Raw genomic sequence first — 17,031 nt, forward strand, 5'->3', positions numbered from 1 at the left:
AGCAACAGGAAGAGAACAAGAACATGACCGCATCACCGTTCGCAGCACCCGCCACCACCTCCGGCATCGACTGGAAGACCGTCAACGGGGCGCTGCTGTACATCGAGCCCTTGAACTCCGAGAAGGTCACCTCCAACTACGGCGAGTCCGATGTCGTCCGCTCCAACATCGTCGTGCTGGACGGGCCCAGCGCCGGCGACCGGTACGACGACTGCCTCGTCTTCCCGAAGGTCCTGGCAAACCAGCTCCGCCCGAAGATCGGCGAGAAGGTCCTCGGACGGCTCGGCCAGGGGCAGGCCAAGCTCGGCCAGTCCGCGCCGTGGCTCCTCGCGGAAGCGACGGCCGCGGACATCGAGGTCGGTGTCGCCTACATCAACCAGCAGGCCAGCGGACAGCTGCAGCCCCCCGCCCCCCAGCAGGCGCCGGCAACCAACACGGGAGGGCAGCCCCCCTTCTAGACCAGCACGACCAGCCCGGCCGGCAGGCGCCCACGTTCGAGCCGTGGGCGGGCACCACACCTCAGGAGACCCCATGCACACCAACTACCCGCTCAACCCCCGCCAATGGCGGCACCAAGCACAAGCGATCACCCCGACAGTTCAGGAGACACACGTGGGAACCATCGAACAGGACTACCAGGAAGCGTTGAACGCCAACGACCTCGAACGGGCGCTGCTCCTCGAGGGCCAGATCGACGCCGAACAGGAAGCACGGGAGGCACGCCTCAACGCCCCCGACGCGCTCCTCAACGCAGCCCTCTGGTACGCGTCCACCGGGATCGCCGTCTTCCCCGTCCGCCCAGGCGAGAAGCGGCCCCTCACCCAGCACGGCTTCAAGGACGCCACCCTCGACGCGGACCAGATCCGGGCGTGGTGGACCGCCACACCGCCCGCGAACATCGGCCTCCCCACCGGCGCCCTCTTCGACGTCATCGACGTCGACGGGCAGCCCGGCTACGAGTCCTACGCAAAACTCCGCGCAGGCGGCGACGTCCCCGAAATCATCGGCCGCGCCAACACACCCCGAGGCATCCACGTCTACATCCGACCCACCGGCGACGGGAACACCACCAGCCTCCTCCCCGGCATCGACTACCGCGGGCAGGGCGGGTACGTCCTCGCCCCACCCTCACGGCTCACTAACGGCGCCGTCTACCGCTGGCAGCAGCCCCTCACCCTCGAAGCCAGCCAGGAGACACGATGACCCTCACCCTCACCGACATGTTCTGCGGCGCCGGCGGATCCTCCACCGGGGCGATCATGAACCCGGGGATCACAGTGAAGCTCGCGCTCAACCACTGGGCACGTGCCATCGAGACTCACCAGCACAACCACCCGACCGCCGACCACGCGTGCGCCGACGTCCAGCACATCGACCCCCGGTACACCCCGAAGACGGACCTGCTGTGGGCGTCTCCGGAGTGCACCAACCACTCGAACGCCAAGGGCAAGAAGCGCGCCACGAACGACTCGCCGCTGTTCACCGACGGGCTGCCCGATGAGGCCGCCGAGCGGTCGCGCGCGACAATGTGGGACGTGCCCCGGTTCGCCGAGCAGCACGGCTACCAGGCGATCATGACCGAGAACGTCGTCGAGGCGGGTAAGTGGGGGCCCTTCCCCGCGTGGCTGTACGCGATGGAGACCCTTGGGTACGAGCACCACCAGGTGTACATGAACTCGATGCACGCTCAGGCGTTCGGCAAGGGCGCCCCGCAGTCCCGCGACCGCATGTACGTCGTCTTCTGGAAGAAGGGCAACCAGCGCCCGGACTTCGACAAGCTCCGCCCCTACGCGGAGTGCTCGAAGCACGGCCGGGTGCAGGCGCTGCAGGCGTTCAAGGGGCAGAAGTGGGGGAAGTACCGCACCCAATATCACTGGCGGTGCCCACGGGTGGAGTGCCGCAACGAGATCATCGAGCCTGCAGTCGAGGCAGCGGCAACAGCCATCGACTGGACGCTCACGGGGAAGCGCATCGGAGACAGGGCGAAGCCTCTCGCCGAGAAGACGCTCGGCCGGATCGTTGACGGGCTGAACCGCTACCCAGCAGCAGACAACCTGCTCATCACGTACTACGGGAAGTCGAGCCCGGCCACGACCGCGCAGCCGTACTCGACCTTCACCACCCGCGACCGGCACGCCCTGATCGTCCCGCTCCGCCGCAATGGCAAGGCCAAGCCCGCGCTCACCATGCCTTACGACACGTTCGCCGCCGGCGGCAACCACCACTCCCTCGTGGAGTACGACAGCCCCGAAGTCACCGAAGCGCTCATGCGAATGATCCAGCCCCACGAGCAGTCCTGGGGCATGGCATTCCCGCGGGACTACACGATCCTCGGCACGATGAAGGAACGCACCATGCAGGCAGGCAACGCTGTCACCCCTCCGGCGGCCCGGGACCTCGTCGGAATCGTCTCCGAGTCACTGGCAGTTTCAGCATGAAGCCCTACTACCAGGACGAGTCGATCGAGCTGTACCTCGGCGATTGCCGCGACGTCCTGCCCGGCATGAGTGCCGACATGGTCCTCGCTGACCCTCCGTACGGTGACACGTCGTTGGAGTGGGATCACTGGCCCGAAGGGTGGGTGCAAGCTGTCCAGGGCGCCCTGCCGGACGACGCGTCGCTGTGGTGCTTCGGCTCAATGCGAATGCACCTTGACCGCCGGAGTGACTTCGCCGCGTGGACGTACGGGCAGGAGCTGATCTGGGAGAAACACAACGGGTCCGGCTTCCACGCCGACCGATTTAAGCGCGTCCACGAGATCGCCCTGCACTGGTACCGGGGATCGTGGGGCGACGTCTACAAAGACCCGCAGTACACCAACGACGCCCGGGCGCGCACCGTCCGCCGGAAGACGCGACCAACCCACACCGGAAACATCGAGGCCAGCAGCTACACCTCAGAGGATGGAGGGCCCCGGCTCGTCCGCTCGGTCCTCCAGGTGCGGTCGATGCACGGCAAAGCAATCCACCCAACCGAGAAGCCCCTCGGCATCCTCGACCCGATCATCCGCTACTCCTGCCCACCCGGCGGGATAGTCCTCGATCCCACCGCAGGCTCCGGCTCAACCGGGATGGCGGCCCGCATGTCGGGCCGGAGGGCGATCCTCATCGAAGGCCGCGAGGACTACTGCGAAGCGGCCGCTCAGCGCTTCACGCAGGCCGAACTGACCTTCGACGCAGCTGTATAGCTCTGCCCTCGCTCATTCCATATAGAATCACCGAACCCAGAAAGGAGGCATCGTGAGCTTCCTCAAGAGCGTCAAGCAGAAGTACGGGGACCCGGTCGGCGATGACGGGCAACCCGCAGCGACCGTCCACCAACTCCTCACCCTCGACGGGGCGACCCCCTACGCCCTCGCCGCACTCAACCGCGAATGCGCGAACGTCACCACCGCCCCCGAAGGCACCCGCAACCACGCCCTCAACCGGGCCGCATTCAGCCTCTCCCAACTCGTCGCCGGCGGCGAACTCCCCCACCAAACCGTCCACGACCAACTCACCCAAGCCGCCCTCGGCTGCGGGCTCCCCCGCGACGAAATCACCGCCACCCTCAACTCCGGACTCGGCGCAGGAGCAGAACACCCCCGCCAGGCACCACCGCCCATGCTCCTCCCCGAGACGACCACCATCACCGCACCCACGATCGCCGAGAAGCCAGCAGGGCTCGAGGAACGCGTCCAAGGCGACGGGGACCTCACCGACGCCGACCGCGCCTACCTCCTCCAACTCCAACGCCACCAGGCAGTACAGCAAGAAGTCGAACGGGAACGGGCACGCAGGGAAGCGCGGCAGATCCTCGACGCCGAGGAGAACCTCAAGAGCTTCCGTGTCCCACCCTCGAGGCCCACACTCACCGCGGAACTCCTCATCGCGGATCCGCCGCTGGACTACGCCGTCGACCAGCTGCTTCCCATGGGCGGCAACGTCCTGCTTACCGCGCAGTTCAAGACCGGCAAGTCCACCACCATCAACAACCTCGCCAAGTCTTTCGCCGACCAGATCGACTTCCTCGGCAAGTACGCGGTGCACCCCGACAGCGGCCGCACCGCGATCTTCAACTACGAGGTCGACGACCGGCTCTACCGGAAGTGGTTGCGGGAGCTCAACGTCGACAACACCGACATGGTGTCCCTGCTCAACCTCCGCGGCTTCCGCATGCCCGTCACCGTCAAATACGTCGAGGACTGGATCGTCGGATGGCTCGCCGAGCACGAGATCACGAACTGGATCGTGGACCCCTTCGCCCGAGCCTTCACCGGTGTCTCGGAGAACGACAACACCGAGGTCGGCAGGTTCCTCGACACCCTCGACGTCATCAAGAACCGGGCCGGCGTCCAGAACCTCATCCTCCCCACCCACACAGGCAGGGAGAAAGCCGAGCAGGGCGAAGAAAGGGCCCGCGGCGCCACCCGCCTGGACGACTGGGCCGACGTCCGCTGGTTCCTCACCAAGGACGAAGCCGACATCCGGTACTTCCGTGCGACCGGCCGTGACGTCGACGTCGAGGAGCAGATGCTCTCGTACGACGAGGAGACCCGCTGGCAGACCATCGGCGGCGGCGACCGTGCCTGGGAGAAGACGAAGCGCGGCGCCCAGGTCGTCGTCGGACACGTGCAGAACAACCCCGGCTGCTCGCGTGCAGCGATCTACGGGGCGCTCCGGGCCTCCGGCTACAAGGGCAAGGAAGAGTCCCTCCAAGGGCACATTGACGCCGCCGTGTTCGAGCACAAGGTCACCGAGATCGCCCCCTCCGGGCCGGGCAAGGGGTACATCTACCTGCCCCTCGGAGTGACCGTTCTAGGGGCTCCAGCATGAACAACCCGTTCTCAGCGCCCGCACCCACTACCTCTTCCCCTACATCTAGGGGCGGGAGGAGGTCGGAGGAGGTCAGGAGGAGGTTAGGAGGAGGTCAGGAGGAACCCACCTCCCCCCGACCTTTAGGGAGGGGGGTGGTAGGTACTGGTGGCCAAACCCAGCCCGCACTCTTCGCAGCACCCACACCGCCAGCCGCGACCACCACGAAAACCCGACGGCGCCAACCACTCAACGCCTGGGCACACACCACAACCACCGGCCAATGCCCCACCTGTGGCAAGCCCACCCTCAACGCCCTCGAAGACACCCGCACCCTCATCCCCAACACCGCCGACCCCCACACCCTCACCAGCACCGACGAACTCACCGCCCTCCTGGCCGGCAGACACACCTACGACTACGACACCCGCAACCGCACACTCCAACGCCGCACCATCCACCACATTCGCGGACACCCACCCGAACACGACACCCACCCAGTCGTCCCCCAACACCACTGCACCAACACCCTCGGAACACCACTCCCACCCACACCACCAACCAAGGAGACCAGCACCAATGACACCCCACCCTTCTAGCCCAACCACGCTCTACCTGGCCGGACCGATGTCCGGGCTTCCCGACTTCAACTACCCGGCCTTCCACGAAGCAGCGGCCAAGCTCCGCGCAGCCGGCTACACCGTTTTGAACCCGGCCGAGAACCCGAAACCGGAGCCTGAGACGTGGCAGGGGTACATGCGCCTCGCCATCGCTCAGCTCATTCAGGCGGACGGCATCGCACTGTTGCCCGGCTGGGAGGTCAGCCGCGGCGCCATGGTCGAGTACACGCTCGCTGTCGACCTCGAGCTCGACAACAAGCTCGCCTCCGACTGGCTCCACCACGCGAAGCTGGTGGCCTGATGCCCGGCTACCAGTACGGCGCCCCACGTCGCCCAGCAGTCCGCCTCGTCATCACCCCGGAGATGGAAGCGCAGATCGAGAAGGAGATCGGTGCCACCGAGCCGCGGAAGCGTGCCGCGTCGAAGGCGAGCGACCGCGGCCTCAAAACCACCCGCGCCCCGAGGAGCGACCGCCACCCCTGCGGGACGCGTGGAGCGTACTTCCGGCACATGCGCTCCAACGAACGCCCCTGTGAGCCGTGCACCATCGCCAACCGGGAGTACCGGGCGGCCTCGAAGGCGAGCCGCAGGAAACCCAGGGAACTGAAGCCCTGCGGGACCACTGCCGCCTACCAGCGTCACCTCGTGCGCGGCGAGAAGCCATGCGAGCCGTGCGCAGAGGCGAACCGCGTGCGACTCAGGAAGGCCGTCGCATGACCACGTACCACCGGCAGAAGGGCGCCAGCTTCGAGCGTGGCGTCGCCGACTACCTGCGGGACACCGTGGACGACCGGATCGACAGGCGACCGAAGAACGGGGCGAAGGACCGCGGCGACATCGGCGGCGTCCGAATCCACGGGCAGAAGCTCGTCCTCGAGTGCAAGAACACCGCGAAGATCAGCCTCGGCACCTGGGCGGCCGAAGCCGAAACCGAACGAGGCAACGACGACGCACTTGCCGGACTCATCGTCCACAAACGCCACGGGAAGGGGAAGCCGCAGGACCAGTGGGTCACCCTCACCGTCGGCGACCTCGCCGCCATTCTCAACGGCAACCGCGACCACCTCGAAGGAATCTGATGCCACTCAACCCCATCCCCCACACAAACACCTGCAAGCGGGGGTGCTGCTGGACCCCCTACGGGACGTGTGGGAGGCAGCGCACCTGCAGCCACCACAAGCAGGAGGACGACCAGCGGGCAGCCAGGGAGGCCCGCGCTTCGCTCGCGAGGGAAGCAGAGAACTTGGCGAACCTGCGAGCCGGGAACCGGAACGGGGCCCGAGCATGGACGCCCTGACCGAGGTGCACTCCAACGTGCACCAGCTCACCCGTGAACACACCCGCCGACACAAGGCCATGTACCGCGTCGACGGCGAGCTCATCACCGAGGACGTGCACGGCACCGTCCCATCCCTCCTCGACCAGCTCAGGAAGTGCATCGGGGCATCCGCCGGCGGCAACACCGGCGGCGCTGCGACCGCTGGGCTGCCCCTCGACGTGTCGGCCCTGAACCTCCTCGAGGAGATCAAAGGGAAGTGCGCGGAGAGGTACCAGACCTGGGCAGGTGTCGCCCGCGTCCCCACGTCCGACGTCGAGGGGAACCTCCGGCGATGGGTGGCTCATCTCTTGTCCGCCGGCGATAAGGACGTCGAGGACGCCAGGCTCGCAACGGCGGGCTGGGTGTCAGCTATCCTCGCGATCGTTCACCCTCAACGGTCCACCGAGATCGTCGGCGCCTGCCCGCACTGCGGCTGGGCGAAGCAGGAGGTCGTCGTGGACGGCGAGACGAAGATCTGCTCGGTCCTCATCGCGGTTGGGGGGACGGTGACGTGCCAGTCATGTGCCGCCCAGTGGGAGGGTGAGCAGCTGCACTGGCTGCGCGATGCCATGAGCGCCAAGGTGCAGGAGAACGATCGACCCAGCGTTGTTGCGTGACCTGCGTCATTCTGCATAGAATGATCTTGCGCTACCGAAGTGTCTGAATTTTCGGTCGCTGTAGTCTCCTGAATGAGAGGCCCGGCACCTGTCCCCCCACACGGTGCCGGGCTTCTTCCATGCAGGGAGCCATGGGGATGTAGCTCAATGGCAGAGCTTGAACTTGGCGCCAAGTGATGCAGGTTCGATTCCTGCCGTTCCTACTCAATCCCCACCACCGCTGGTTCCTGCTCGTCAGGCTAAGTGCGTGGGTATCTCGTCACGGCCAGCTAGAGCGCCCGCCCCACTCGTCCAGGGCAGCTCGAGGCACAAGCCGGACGCAACACCGGGCAACCGCCTCAGACCTGCGGCTGATACAGGCAGAGGCTCCAACACTTCACAGATCACGCCCGGGCAGAGTGTTCGCTACCTATTGCCGTTCGGGGTGAACGGCCCGTGTCAGGGGCCACCTGGTTGGCTGCTCGTCGGGAGACGCCAGCACCCACCAGCTACCTGATCAGCATGCCCGTCGGATCCGCGTTCAACACGACGCGGTCGACCTTCCGGTTGATCAGACGCACAATCACCACGATGAGCCACAGGCCACCGGTGACGATGCTCAGCAGGATGTTCCAGAACCAGCCGATGCGACGCTTCTTCGCCATCACGGCCTGAGTATTCGTGCGGGATTCAACGGCGTAACCGCGGCGAACATAGTCGGCGACAGCAGCATCCAGTGTCATTGCATTCCTTCGGTAGAGACCAGTGCACCAAGAGTAAGCCGGGGCACTGACGGACGGATAGGCGGAGGCGAACCATGCGGCCCTGCACTGCGGACTACTGCCCCAACGTGGGGGAAGCGAACGGGCTGTGTGCTGAGTGCCGGCAGGAACGATCGAAGGCCCGCCCCGTACAGGGGCAGGGCCGATGACGTCGAGCATCCGCAACGGCAAGGGACACAGGGCGTACAGGCGGAAGCAGCAACGCCTCCGACGTGAAGGCCGCGACTGTGCCTGGTGTGGGAAGCCCATCGACTACACGCTCCCAGCCACACACGCCATGTCATTCACCGCTGACCACCCGGACGCGGTGAACAACGGCGGTCACCTGTACGCACAGGACCTCGACCCCATGCACCGCCGCTGCAACAGCATCAAGTCCGACAGTGCAGCACCGACCATCCGCCCACCAGGATAAGGACACGACCGTGGACAAGACACTGGTATTCGCAGGCAACAAGCGCGCAGGCGTATGGGCCGCGAAGGAATCCGGCCTCGAGCCTGGCACCTACGAGTACGTGGGCAGCGCAGCCAAGCTCAGGGGTAGGAGCACAGGCGCCCTGCCTCGCCTCATCGATGACAGCTTCGACCAGCACCCGCAGCACACGGCGATCACTGAGTCCCTCGGGTACTCAGACGCCACAGCCAAGCCGCCAGCTGTACCCGACGTAGAGCCAGCACCTGACACGGTCGAGGTCATGATCCTCGGGTACAGGCGAGAAGACGCAGAGCACGAAGCCCGACTCGGTGCAGCAGAGAAGGCAGAGCACGTAGGGAAGCTGCTCAGCATCAGACCCACAGTGCACGACGGCATGAGCGCCGACTTCTACACCTTCTCCACCAAGCACTAGCGAACAGACCCCGGGGGTACCCCCCAACCCCCGATCTCCTGCCTACTTCCCGCCTGCTCGTGGCATTTTTTCCTGCGCACCATTTCGTGTTTTCGCACCATTTGAGAGGCGCCCACTACCGAGGAGGTCCTGATGCCCCGTGCTAAGGCCCCTTGCGGGACGTATTCGGCCTACAAACGGCATCTCCGGGATGGCGAGGCCGTGGATGCGGCTTGCCGGCAGGCTTCGGTGGACCGTTCGCGGGACCAGGTGCGTCAGCGGCGTGAGGACGAGCCCACGGCTGCCGAGAGGCCTCCTGCTGAGGCTCCGAAGGCTGGGATGACCCGTCAGCAGTCGCTGGAGTGGAATCTGCGCCTGGTGGAGGCCGCGATGGGTGACGTCGAGCCGTCGAAGCTTGCCCCGCTGTCCAAACGCCACTCCGAGCTGCTGGTAGAGCTCGCTGGCCTGAGTAGTGGCGTGAAGGAGGTCGACCCGTTCGATGAGTTCTTCAACGGCGACCTCTCCAACGTTGTTGGGTTCCCAGCGCCCAAGGATCGAGAAGCGTCCTGATTCTGTCGGCACGCTCGGCCCGAAGGTCTCACAGTTCGCGAAGCTGTGCGGGATCCTGCTCGATGACTGGCAGTCGTACGTCATCGACGGGCTGTTCGCGGTGGATGAGTCGAACGAGTGGGCGGCGACAGAGTTTGGAGTTCTCGTTGCCCGCCAGAACGGCAAGGGCGAGATCCTCGTCGCCTACGACCTGGCTCACCTGTTCCTCTTCCCGCGGCTGGACCGGCGGCGGAAGTCGATCCTGCACACGGCGCACGAGTTCAAGACCGCGATGGACGGGTTCGACCGGCTCCGGGGAGTCATCGAGTCCGTTCCGCGCCTAAATGAGCGTGTGGAGCAGATCTACAAGGGCAACACCGCCGAGATCCTCCTGAAGCGGCAGCCGGGGCAAAAGAGCCTTGGTAACCGCATCAAATTCGTGGCCCGGTCCAAGAACTCGGGCCGCGGCTTCTCCGCCGACGTCATCGTGTACGACGAGGCCCAGGAACTGGGCGTCGCAGCTCGTAACGCGCTCACCTACACGCAGTCAGCGGTCCCGAACCGGCAGGAGCTCTACACGGGCACCGTTCCCGAGGAGGGCCTGAACGACTCCGAGGTGTTCGAGGGTGTCCGCGACCGCGGCCGCTCCCCTGTACGCGATCGGACGGGCTGGGCGGAGTGGTCCCCGGAGGGTTCAGAAGACCCGGACCTCGCCGACGTTATCGACCTCTCGAGCGAGCAGGTGTGGGCCGATTCGAACCCTGCGAAGGACATCCGGATCCGGACGGAGACGATCGCCGAGCAGCACGTTCGGGCAGGGGCCGATAAGTCCTCGTTCGCCCGGGAGCGGTGCAGCGTGTGGCCGAATCGGCGCCCGGAGCAGGAAGCCATACACAACGAGGTCAAACTCGACGTCTGGAACGGCTCTGCAGACGCTTCGGCTGTTCTGGGGGACCCCCCGGTGCTGGCGATCAGCCTCGGCAGGGGCGGCGGGTACGCGACAGTGTCCGCTGCGTCGAGGTCCGGCGACAGGATCTTCGTTGAGACCCGCGACACCCGCGTGCAGACGCTCTGGGTGCCTGCAGCGGTCGCTGCGATGGTCAAGGACCTGAAACCGGCGCTCGTGGTCCTCGATGAGAAGAACTGTGGGCCGATCCTCACGGATCTCACGGCGGCCGGCGTGAAGTACATGGCCGTGAATGCCGGCGAGGTCGCTGGGGCGTTTGGCTCGATGGTCGAGTCCATCAACGCTGGCCTCGTCGTCCACCGCGGGCAGGACGACCTCCTGCAGTCCCTTCGGCACGCGACCACCCGACCACTTGTCGGCGGACTCACGTGGGACCAGTCTGACCCGACCGAGCCGATCACGCAGATCCAGTCCGCGACCCTCGCGCACTGGGGCGTCAAGAAGGCAGAAGCCAACCCCGCGAAAGAACCGGGCGTAGTGACAGGAATCAGGTGAGAGCGTGGCCCTTAGCAGCAGCGAGCTTTCCGCTCTCATAAGCGACGGCGACATGATGAAGGGCGCCCGCACACAGTGGGCCCGCCTCCGATGGCTGCAGAAGAGCATCGAGGGCGGCCTGAACAAGACGTGGATGCCCGAGAACGCTGACACCGAGTACAAGGACCTCCTCACGAAGGCCCGCTCCCCCTGGCTGCTGTTCGTCCGCGACTGCATCGCTCAGGGCACGGCCATCGACGGGTACTCGCATGACGGGACGTGGAAAGAGGCATGGCAGGCCAACGGGATGGACGCCCGGCAGGTCGTCCTGAACCGCGAGGTCATCGGCCTCGGCTATGGGTACCTCCTCGACCTCCCCGCGGAGGGCGACGGCGTCGTGATGCGGCCTCTGTCGGCGCACACCACGTACTCGACCAAGGACGACCCGTGGGACGACTCCCCCACCTACGCCCTGCACAAGGTCAGCGACAAGCGGTGGATGTTCTTCGACTCCGAGGGCCAGTACACGATCACGGGCACCCCGCAGAAGATCGAGAAGCTCGAGTTCGTCGCCCACGAGATGGGCGTCAACCCGGTCACGATGATCGCGAACGAGTTCGCCATGGATGGCTTCCCGAAGTCCTCCATTGAGCCGGCCATCCCGGTCTACAAGCGGATTGTGGACGCCACGTTCACCCTGCAGATGGTGCAGCGGTACGGCGCGTTCCCGCAGAAGAACCAGTCCGGCGGGAACATCGCCAAGGATGAGGCCGGGAACGCGATGGTCCGCCCGTCCGTGGACTCGCTCCTGCACTCAACGGACCCGGAAACCCGGTGGGGGTCGTTCCCTGCGTCGGACATCAAGCAGGTCGCGGACGCCGTCGACACGCACATCAAGCACCTGTCGGCCGTCTGCCAGGTCCCACCGCACTACCTGCTCGGCGCGATCGTGAACATGAGCGCGGAGGGCATCGCGGCCGCCGAGTCCGGCTACTTCCGGAACATCGCCGACCACCAGGTCGTCATGGGCGAAGGGTACGAGCTCGCGCTCCGGAAGGCCGCGGCGATCCTCAACTACGACGACGCCGCATCGGATACCTCGTCGCAGGTCCACTGGGCCGACACGTCGACCCGCTCCCTTGCGCAGATCAGCGACTCCATCGTGAAGCTCCAGACCGTTGGTGCGCCGCTGGAGATGCTGTTCGCGATGATCCCGGGCTGGTCGAAGACCGACGCCCTCGAAGCCGCCGAGTACGTGCGGGAGAACGGCACCCAAGCCCTTCCCGCCGCCGTCCAAGCGAACACCCAACAGACCCTGCAGGGCCTCACGGACCTGCAGCAGCAGAACCCACCCGAGTAACGGGGACGCAGTCACGGCGGCTGCTCAAATCGCCGGTCATATCGACGGATTCACGGAAGAAGGAACCCACATGGGCGACACCCAGGGCACCGAGGGCCAGCAGCAGCCCGGCGAGCAGGCCGGACAGCAGCAGGAGAGCGCATTCACGCCTCCCGCGTCACAGGCTGACCTCGACCGCATCATTCAGGACCGCGTGGCACGCGAACGCAACAAGTTCGCGGACTACGACACCCTGAAGGCCAAGGCCACCGAGTACGACCAGTTCAAGGAGTCCTCCAAGACGGAGCAGCAGAAAGCAATCGACGCTGCGAAGGCTGAGGGCGCCAACGAGGTCACAGGGAAGTTCACCACCCGGATCGTGAACGCCGAGATCAAGGCCACTGCGGCCTCTCTCGACTTCTCCGACCCGAAGGACGCCATCGCCCTGTTCGGTGACATCAGCACCGTCGAGATCGGCGACGACGGACCTGACGCGAAAGCGATCAAGGACCGCCTCGAGGCGATCGCGAAGGACAAGCCCTACCTGCTCAAGACCACCGGCGGCCCGGCCGTCCGGCAGCGCCCGAAGCCCAAGCAGGGTTCCGAATCGACTGAAACCAAGCCCGCGGGGAAGTCCCGTGCGGCTGCTGCGCTCCGCGAATACCGCGGCGGCCAGTAACCTCCCCCGTTCTTGAAGGAGAACCACCATGGCTATCACCCGAGCTGACATTGCTGCTCTCATCGAAGAGGAGTACAGCGACACCCTCCTGAACCGCGCCGCAGCGACGTCGACCGTCCTGTCCGCGTTCACGACCGTCCCCATGGGCGCGAAGGTGCAGAACATGCCTGCACTGGCGACCCGTCCCACCGCATCGTTCGTCGGTGAGACCGCGGCGACCCGCAAGAAGCCGAACACGAAGTTCTCGTTCGAGAACAAGCGCCTCGAGGCGCAGGAGATCGCCGCGATCATCGTCCTCAACGAGGAAGACCTCGAGGACGCCACCGACGACCTGCTCGCCAACGCCGCAGCGCTCGGTGGCGAGGCCGTGGGTCGCACCCTCGACGGCGCGGTCCTGTTCGGCACCGGCAAGCCCGCAGCGTGGACGTCCCCGGACCTCTTCGCCGCTGCGACGGCCGCCGGCCAGATCTACCAGGTGGGCGCCGGTGAGGACGACCTCGTCGGGTCGATCTTCCAGGCAGCCGAGTCCGTGGATGACTCCGGGGCCAACCCGGACGCGTTCCTCGCCCGCGGCGGGTTCAAGTTCAAGCTCGCGAACCTCCGCAACGCTGACGGCTCCCCGATCTACCTGCCGTCCCTGTCCTCCGCCGCGGGATCCGTCGACAACGTCGCCGGCCTCGACGCGTACTGGAACAAGAACGGCGCGTGGGACCGCACCAAGGCCCTCGGCCTCGTCGCGGACACGTCCTCGGTCCTCATCGGTGTCCGCACCGACATCCAGGTGAAGTTCCTCACCGAGGCCACCATCGACGGCGTCAACCTCGCGGAGAACGACCAGGTCGCGCTGCGCTTCCGGGCCCGGTACGCCTACACCCTCGCCGACGTCGTCGGCACCGAGGGCACCCGCCACTCGCCGGTCTCGGCGCTCACTGCAGCATCGGGGGCCTGATCATGCCCAACGTCGAACTGAAGCACGAGAAGTCGGGCCGGACGGTCGTCGTTGACGAGGATTCGGCCCCGTTCTACACGGAACGGGGCTGGGCCGAGGACACGTCCGCTGCCGACGCCGCGGAGGCCGAGAGGGCCGCCAAGGAAGCGGAAGAGGCAGCCAAGGCTGCGGAAGCCGAGAAGGAAGCTGAAGCGGCCAAGGCCGCGGAAGCTACCAAGGAAGCGGAGGGTGACAGTGGAACTGACTCTGGCGAAGGTGACACCCCTCCTGTCAAAACCACCAAGCGCGGCGCAAACACCGCGAGTTGAGGGTTGGGTCGCTGCACTGAAGGTGCTGCTCGAGCGGCGGTACGGGGCGAGCCTCACGGCTGACCTCGAACCGCTGTTCCTCGTGACAGTCGCCGACGCAGTGCAGCGGCGTCTCGACAAGCTCAAGCAGATGATCGACTCCGAAGGGGCTGGCCCGTTCTCCGCACGGTGGAACTCGGCCAGCTCCCTTGGGGCGTGGTTCCTGCCCGCCGAGCTCGAAACCCTCGACTCGATCACCGGGAACACCGGCACCCGCACCTACCGGACGCCGGCGCCGGACCACATCCGGTTCAACAATCGGGTCGACACGTACGAGCCGGAGACGGAACTCGAGGACATCGCGAACGAAGCCATCGGGGAGGACCATGTTTCCCCTGCCTGATGGTGAGACGGTCGTCCGGGTGCGCCGGCGGCTCGTCCTCGACCCGTACTCGAACGAGCAGACGCTCGGTGACTGGTCGGATCCTGACAGGCTGACGGTGGAGGGCGTGGCGATCGCTGCGTCTTCCACCGTCGAAGCGGTCAACGATTCCCGATCCCAGGTCATCACCCAGATGAGCATCTACTGCGGTCCCGACGAGGACATCCGAGCCCACGACCGCATCGAGGCCCGGAGCGGGCTGTGGGAGGTCCAGGGCGACATCCTGACCAGCCCGAACCCGTTCACCGGCTGGTCACCGGGCAGCGAGTTCGCCATCCGGAAGGTGGACGGCTGATGCCTTTCGAACCCAACGACTCGTTCTTCTCCGAGATCGGTACCGGGCCCGAGCTGACGCAGATGTGCGTCGACAAGGCCGAGCAGATCCGCTCTGCTGCTGTGTCGTCCGCCCCGGTCGACTCCGGCGCATACAAGGGCAGCATCACGGTAAAGGTGAAGCGCAGCGCACGACGGAACGTCGCGGTAGTCGAGGCATCGGACCCGAAGAGCCTGCTCATCGAGTCACGGACCGGGAACATGGCTAGGGCGGTCAGGGGCGTGAAGCGTGGCTAGCGTCATTCATGCAGACCTCGAGCTGTGGCTGACCGGGTACATCCGCCGGGAACTAGCCCTGCGCCCCGAGGCGTACGCGGCCGGGGTGTTCGTATCCGACGAGTTCCCCAGCCCAGCCAAGCCCCGCACGGTGGTCGTCCGGTACGACGGCGGCCCGGACACGTCCGTGGTCACCGCTGAGGCCGCTGTGGGCGTCACGATCCTCGCCGCGAACAAGCAGGAAGCGGCGAACCTGTCCCGCCTGGTCGCCGCGATCATCCGCGACTGTGCCCGGGTCGAGCCCGGCAACCCAGTCGCCGCGGTGCTCGGGGTGAACGGGCCCTACAAGGCGCCCGAGGAATCGACCCAGTCCCGGCGGTACCTGACCGCGACCCTGTCCGTCGTCGGACAGCCCCTCTAGCCCCATCACAGCAATACCCTCCATCCCGGCCGTCCAAACGTGGGCGGCACTTCCATTCAAAGGAGCCTTGTCATGGCGAATGACGTAACAAAAGTTGGAGTGCCGGTCACTGGTTTCATCGGCCTCGCACCCTTCGGTACCGACATCCCGTCCCCTTCCGAGGGAGGTGTCATCGGCTTCACCCTGCCGGCCGCCTACAAGGTGCCGGGCCTGTTCACCACGGACGGCGCCCCCGAATGGGCCATGGAAGCCGACGGGGACCCGATCGAGTTCTTCCAGGAGGGCTTCTCGATCCCGTCCGGCCTGGCGAACGTCACGATCAGCGTGACCCTCGCCCAGACCGACCCGGTCGTCCGCGAGCTCACCCGCGGCAAGACGTACGACGCGAACGGCTACATGACCGTCGACGGCGGTGGCACAGACGTCAAGTACGTCGCGTTCACGGAGATCATCTTCAAGAACGGCGCCATCGAGCGACGCGTCGCCCCCAACGTGTCCATCCAGTCCGTGACGGAGCAGCGGAACACCCGCGGCGAGGTCCGCGGCACGGAGGTCGTCTTCAACGTCTCCCGCTCCGAGGAGCTCGACAACGACCACTTCGCGGAGTGGAACACCCTCGCCGTCGCGGCTGCCGGCTAACCTCCGGCCCCTTCTAGACCTGTGGCCCGTGTCCCTGATGGGTGGACACGGGCCACAGCTACACCCATCGCACCCATCACCAGCTAGGAGCCCATCATGACCGACCCCAAGAAAAAGCCCGAACCCGGCCCCAAGCCGAAGTTCCAGGTGGTCGAAACCAACCTGAAGTGCCAGACCTACGACGGCGAGAAGTCCGTCAGCCTCCTCGTCCCGTTCGATCGCCTCATGCAGATGATGAAGATCGATGACGTCGAAGAGACCGAAGCGCCCGAGTTCATCATGAACAGCATCATGTCCGAGGACGACGCGAAGATGCTCCGCGGGCTCTCCGATGGTGCCGAAGCCATACAGATCCTCATGCAGTTCTCCGAGGCCCTCGGCAAGCGGTTCGGAGCGAGCCTGGGGGAATCGCAGGGCTCCTCAGACTCATCGGGGAGCACCGACCAGCCCTCACCTACGACTTCCGGCACCGATTCGGAACCTCAGTAGGCGAAGTCGGCAAGAGCATCCCCTTCCCTGAAGCGATCGACCTCGTCGCTGAGCTTCAGAAGGACCAGAGCTCCCACTTCTTCGCTTCGCTCGCGGGCTGGAAGTACCCCATGAGCCGTGAAGAGTTCTACGCCGGCATGACCCTCCTCCGGGTGCACCAAGCCACCCGGGGCGAGAAGGAACAGCCGCTCGAGCTCGACTGGCCGTGGCCCGACGCCGAAGCCGAAGTCACCGACGAAGAACGCGCAGTACTCGTGCAGCGACTCCGCGCTTCCAGCGCTTTCGCGCAGATCCGCAACCCTGAGGAGTAA

At 66.0% G+C, this 17,031-nt stretch carries 26 protein-coding genes and 1 tRNA gene; 26 read left to right on the top strand and 1 reads right to left on the bottom strand.

The genetic code is table 11. The features are described from left to right. Positions 1 to 23 precede the first annotated feature (23 nt). The 11 genes from QFZ50_RS08905 (at position 24) to QFZ50_RS08955 (ending at position 7,551) form a co-directional block, all read left to right on the top strand. Positions 24 to 458, top strand: a complete 435-nt coding sequence (locus tag QFZ50_RS08905; RefSeq protein WP_307083482.1) for a hypothetical protein — start codon at positions 24 to 26, stop codon at positions 456 to 458. A 154-nt stretch (positions 459 to 612) separates the two neighbouring features. Further along, positions 613 to 1,203, top strand: a complete 591-nt coding sequence (locus QFZ50_RS08910; protein ID WP_307083483.1) for a bifunctional DNA primase/polymerase — start codon at positions 613 to 615, stop codon at positions 1,201 to 1,203. Continuing rightward, on the top strand, positions 1,200 to 2,438 hold the full coding sequence (locus tag QFZ50_RS08915; RefSeq protein WP_307083484.1) for a DNA cytosine methyltransferase: 1,239 nt from the start codon (positions 1,200 to 1,202) through the stop codon (positions 2,436 to 2,438). The genes QFZ50_RS08910 and QFZ50_RS08915 overlap by 4 nt, the downstream gene beginning before the upstream one ends. Further along, positions 2,435 to 3,187, top strand: a complete 753-nt coding sequence (locus QFZ50_RS08920) for a DNA-methyltransferase (protein ID WP_307083485.1) — start codon at positions 2,435 to 2,437, stop codon at positions 3,185 to 3,187. The genes QFZ50_RS08915 and QFZ50_RS08920 overlap by 4 nt, the downstream gene beginning before the upstream one ends. A 52-nt stretch (positions 3,188 to 3,239) precedes the next feature. Beyond that, positions 3,240 to 4,814: an AAA family ATPase gene (locus QFZ50_RS08925; protein ID WP_307083486.1), complete on the top strand. Its 1,575-nt coding sequence runs from the start codon at positions 3,240 to 3,242 to the stop codon at positions 4,812 to 4,814. Between the two features lie 134 nt (positions 4,815 to 4,948). Next, a complete protein-coding gene (locus QFZ50_RS08930; RefSeq protein WP_307083487.1) occupies positions 4,949 to 5,392 on the top strand; it encodes a hypothetical protein in 444 nt (147 codons plus the stop codon). Then, positions 5,373 to 5,714, top strand: coding sequence for a DUF4406 domain-containing protein (locus QFZ50_RS08935; RefSeq protein ID WP_307083489.1), 342 nt, complete (start codon positions 5,373 to 5,375; stop codon positions 5,712 to 5,714). The genes QFZ50_RS08930 and QFZ50_RS08935 overlap by 20 nt, the downstream gene beginning before the upstream one ends. Beyond that, a complete protein-coding gene (locus tag QFZ50_RS08940; RefSeq protein ID WP_307083490.1) occupies positions 5,714 to 6,130 on the top strand; it encodes a hypothetical protein in 417 nt (138 codons plus the stop codon). Before QFZ50_RS08935 ends, QFZ50_RS08940 begins: the two co-directional genes overlap by 1 nt. Next, positions 6,127 to 6,492: a putative PDDEXK endonuclease gene (locus QFZ50_RS08945; protein WP_307083491.1), complete on the top strand. Its 366-nt coding sequence runs from the start codon at positions 6,127 to 6,129 to the stop codon at positions 6,490 to 6,492. Before QFZ50_RS08940 ends, QFZ50_RS08945 begins: the two co-directional genes overlap by 4 nt. Positions 6,493 to 6,697: 205 nt before the next feature. Then, entirely contained in the window at positions 6,698 to 7,348 is a 651-nt protein-coding gene (locus QFZ50_RS08950; RefSeq protein ID WP_307083492.1) for a DUF7341 domain-containing protein, read from the top strand. Positions 7,349 to 7,481: 133 nt separating this feature from the next. Beyond that, positions 7,482 to 7,551 (top strand) — tRNA-OTHER (locus tag QFZ50_RS08955). A gap of 285 nt (positions 7,552 to 7,836) precedes the next feature. On the opposite strand, the gene QFZ50_RS08960 is transcribed toward QFZ50_RS08955, so the two are convergent. Next, entirely contained in the window at positions 7,837 to 8,070 is a 234-nt protein-coding gene (locus tag QFZ50_RS08960) for a hypothetical protein (RefSeq protein ID WP_307083493.1), read from the bottom strand. A gap of 184 nt (positions 8,071 to 8,254) precedes the next feature. Between QFZ50_RS08960 and QFZ50_RS08965 the strand changes: the two genes are divergently transcribed. The 15 genes from QFZ50_RS08965 (at position 8,255) to QFZ50_RS09035 (ending at position 17,031) form a co-directional block, all read left to right on the top strand. Further along, entirely contained in the window at positions 8,255 to 8,524 is a 270-nt protein-coding gene (locus tag QFZ50_RS08965) for an HNH endonuclease (RefSeq protein ID WP_307083494.1), read from the top strand. 10 nt (positions 8,525 to 8,534) lie between these two features. Next, a complete protein-coding gene (locus QFZ50_RS08970; RefSeq protein WP_307083495.1) occupies positions 8,535 to 8,957 on the top strand; it encodes a hypothetical protein in 423 nt (140 codons plus the stop codon). Between the two features lie 318 nt (positions 8,958 to 9,275). After that, complete coding sequence (locus QFZ50_RS08975; RefSeq protein WP_307083496.1) at positions 9,276 to 9,506, top strand: hypothetical protein; 231 nt, start codon at positions 9,276 to 9,278, stop codon at positions 9,504 to 9,506. Then, positions 9,466 to 10,947, top strand: coding sequence for a hypothetical protein (locus QFZ50_RS08980; RefSeq protein ID WP_307083497.1), 1,482 nt, complete (start codon positions 9,466 to 9,468; stop codon positions 10,945 to 10,947). Before QFZ50_RS08975 ends, QFZ50_RS08980 begins: the two co-directional genes overlap by 41 nt. A gap of 4 nt (positions 10,948 to 10,951) precedes the next feature. Continuing rightward, positions 10,952 to 12,286, top strand: a complete 1,335-nt coding sequence (locus tag QFZ50_RS08985; RefSeq protein ID WP_307083498.1) for a phage portal protein — start codon at positions 10,952 to 10,954, stop codon at positions 12,284 to 12,286. 70 nt (positions 12,287 to 12,356) lie between these two features. After that, positions 12,357 to 12,944, top strand: a complete 588-nt coding sequence (locus QFZ50_RS08990; RefSeq protein ID WP_307083500.1) for a hypothetical protein — start codon at positions 12,357 to 12,359, stop codon at positions 12,942 to 12,944. Between the two features lie 28 nt (positions 12,945 to 12,972). Then, positions 12,973 to 13,893: a phage major capsid protein gene (locus QFZ50_RS08995; protein WP_307083502.1), complete on the top strand. Its 921-nt coding sequence runs from the start codon at positions 12,973 to 12,975 to the stop codon at positions 13,891 to 13,893. A gap of 2 nt (positions 13,894 to 13,895) precedes the next feature. Further along, complete coding sequence (locus QFZ50_RS09000; RefSeq protein WP_307083503.1) at positions 13,896 to 14,201, top strand: hypothetical protein; 306 nt, start codon at positions 13,896 to 13,898, stop codon at positions 14,199 to 14,201. Positions 14,202 to 14,223: 22 nt separating this feature from the next. Continuing rightward, positions 14,224 to 14,583, top strand: coding sequence for a hypothetical protein (locus QFZ50_RS09005; RefSeq protein WP_307083504.1), 360 nt, complete (start codon positions 14,224 to 14,226; stop codon positions 14,581 to 14,583). Beyond that, a complete protein-coding gene (locus QFZ50_RS09010; protein WP_307083506.1) occupies positions 14,567 to 14,917 on the top strand; it encodes a hypothetical protein in 351 nt (116 codons plus the stop codon). The genes QFZ50_RS09005 and QFZ50_RS09010 overlap by 17 nt, the downstream gene beginning before the upstream one ends. Then, positions 14,917 to 15,192 carry a hypothetical protein gene (locus tag QFZ50_RS09015; RefSeq protein ID WP_307083507.1) on the top strand — a complete coding sequence of 92 codons (276 nt, stop codon included), beginning with the start codon at positions 14,917 to 14,919 and terminating at the stop codon, positions 15,190 to 15,192. The genes QFZ50_RS09010 and QFZ50_RS09015 overlap by 1 nt, the downstream gene beginning before the upstream one ends. Further along, positions 15,185 to 15,592, top strand: coding sequence for a hypothetical protein (locus tag QFZ50_RS09020; protein WP_307083509.1), 408 nt, complete (start codon positions 15,185 to 15,187; stop codon positions 15,590 to 15,592). The genes QFZ50_RS09015 and QFZ50_RS09020 overlap by 8 nt, the downstream gene beginning before the upstream one ends. A 72-nt stretch (positions 15,593 to 15,664) precedes the next feature. After that, on the top strand, positions 15,665 to 16,231 hold the full coding sequence (locus QFZ50_RS09025; RefSeq protein ID WP_307083510.1) for a hypothetical protein: 567 nt from the start codon (positions 15,665 to 15,667) through the stop codon (positions 16,229 to 16,231). Positions 16,232 to 16,327: 96 nt separating this feature from the next. After that, entirely contained in the window at positions 16,328 to 16,720 is a 393-nt protein-coding gene (locus QFZ50_RS09030; protein WP_307083511.1) for a hypothetical protein, read from the top strand. Positions 16,721 to 16,830: 110 nt separating this feature from the next. Further along, on the top strand, positions 16,831 to 17,031 hold the full coding sequence (locus tag QFZ50_RS09035) for a hypothetical protein (RefSeq protein WP_307083512.1): 201 nt from the start codon (positions 16,831 to 16,833) through the stop codon (positions 17,029 to 17,031).

The sequence above is a fragment of the Arthrobacter agilis genome (assembly GCF_030816075.1).
GTDB lineage: Bacteria > Actinomycetota > Actinomycetes > Actinomycetales > Micrococcaceae > Arthrobacter_D > Arthrobacter_D agilis_E.

Excerpts from the sequence above, each read along its gene's own strand:
- QFZ50_RS08905 (WP_307083482.1), top strand. The coding sequence starts at position 24 with ATGACCGCATCACCGTTCGCAGCACCCGCCACCACCTCCGGCATCGAC.
- QFZ50_RS08915 (WP_307083484.1), top strand. The coding sequence starts at position 1,200 with ATGACCCTCACCCTCACCGACATGTTCTGCGGCGCCGGCGGATCCTCC.
- QFZ50_RS08920 (WP_307083485.1), top strand. The coding sequence starts at position 2,435 with ATGAAGCCCTACTACCAGGACGAGTCGATCGAGCTGTACCTCGGCGAT.
- QFZ50_RS08935 (WP_307083489.1), top strand. The coding sequence starts at position 5,373 with ATGACACCCCACCCTTCTAGCCCAACCACGCTCTACCTGGCCGGACCG.
- QFZ50_RS08940 (WP_307083490.1), top strand. The coding sequence starts at position 5,714 with ATGCCCGGCTACCAGTACGGCGCCCCACGTCGCCCAGCAGTCCGCCTC.
- QFZ50_RS08945 (WP_307083491.1), top strand. The coding sequence starts at position 6,127 with ATGACCACGTACCACCGGCAGAAGGGCGCCAGCTTCGAGCGTGGCGTC.
- QFZ50_RS08950 (WP_307083492.1), top strand. The coding sequence starts at position 6,698 with ATGGACGCCCTGACCGAGGTGCACTCCAACGTGCACCAGCTCACCCGT.
- QFZ50_RS08960 (WP_307083493.1), bottom strand. The coding sequence starts at position 8,070 with ATGACACTGGATGCTGCTGTCGCCGACTATGTTCGCCGCGGTTACGCC.
- QFZ50_RS08965 (WP_307083494.1), top strand. The coding sequence starts at position 8,255 with ATGACGTCGAGCATCCGCAACGGCAAGGGACACAGGGCGTACAGGCGG.
- QFZ50_RS08975 (WP_307083496.1), top strand. The coding sequence starts at position 9,276 with ATGACCCGTCAGCAGTCGCTGGAGTGGAATCTGCGCCTGGTGGAGGCC.
- QFZ50_RS08990 (WP_307083500.1), top strand. The coding sequence starts at position 12,357 with ATGGGCGACACCCAGGGCACCGAGGGCCAGCAGCAGCCCGGCGAGCAG.
- QFZ50_RS08995 (WP_307083502.1), top strand. The coding sequence starts at position 12,973 with ATGGCTATCACCCGAGCTGACATTGCTGCTCTCATCGAAGAGGAGTAC.
- QFZ50_RS09000 (WP_307083503.1), top strand. The coding sequence starts at position 13,896 with ATGCCCAACGTCGAACTGAAGCACGAGAAGTCGGGCCGGACGGTCGTC.
- QFZ50_RS09010 (WP_307083506.1), top strand. The coding sequence starts at position 14,567 with ATGTTTCCCCTGCCTGATGGTGAGACGGTCGTCCGGGTGCGCCGGCGG.
- QFZ50_RS09015 (WP_307083507.1), top strand. The coding sequence starts at position 14,917 with ATGCCTTTCGAACCCAACGACTCGTTCTTCTCCGAGATCGGTACCGGG.
- QFZ50_RS09025 (WP_307083510.1), top strand. The coding sequence starts at position 15,665 with ATGGCGAATGACGTAACAAAAGTTGGAGTGCCGGTCACTGGTTTCATC.
- QFZ50_RS09030 (WP_307083511.1), top strand. The coding sequence starts at position 16,328 with ATGACCGACCCCAAGAAAAAGCCCGAACCCGGCCCCAAGCCGAAGTTC.
- QFZ50_RS09035 (WP_307083512.1), top strand. The coding sequence starts at position 16,831 with ATGAGCCGTGAAGAGTTCTACGCCGGCATGACCCTCCTCCGGGTGCAC.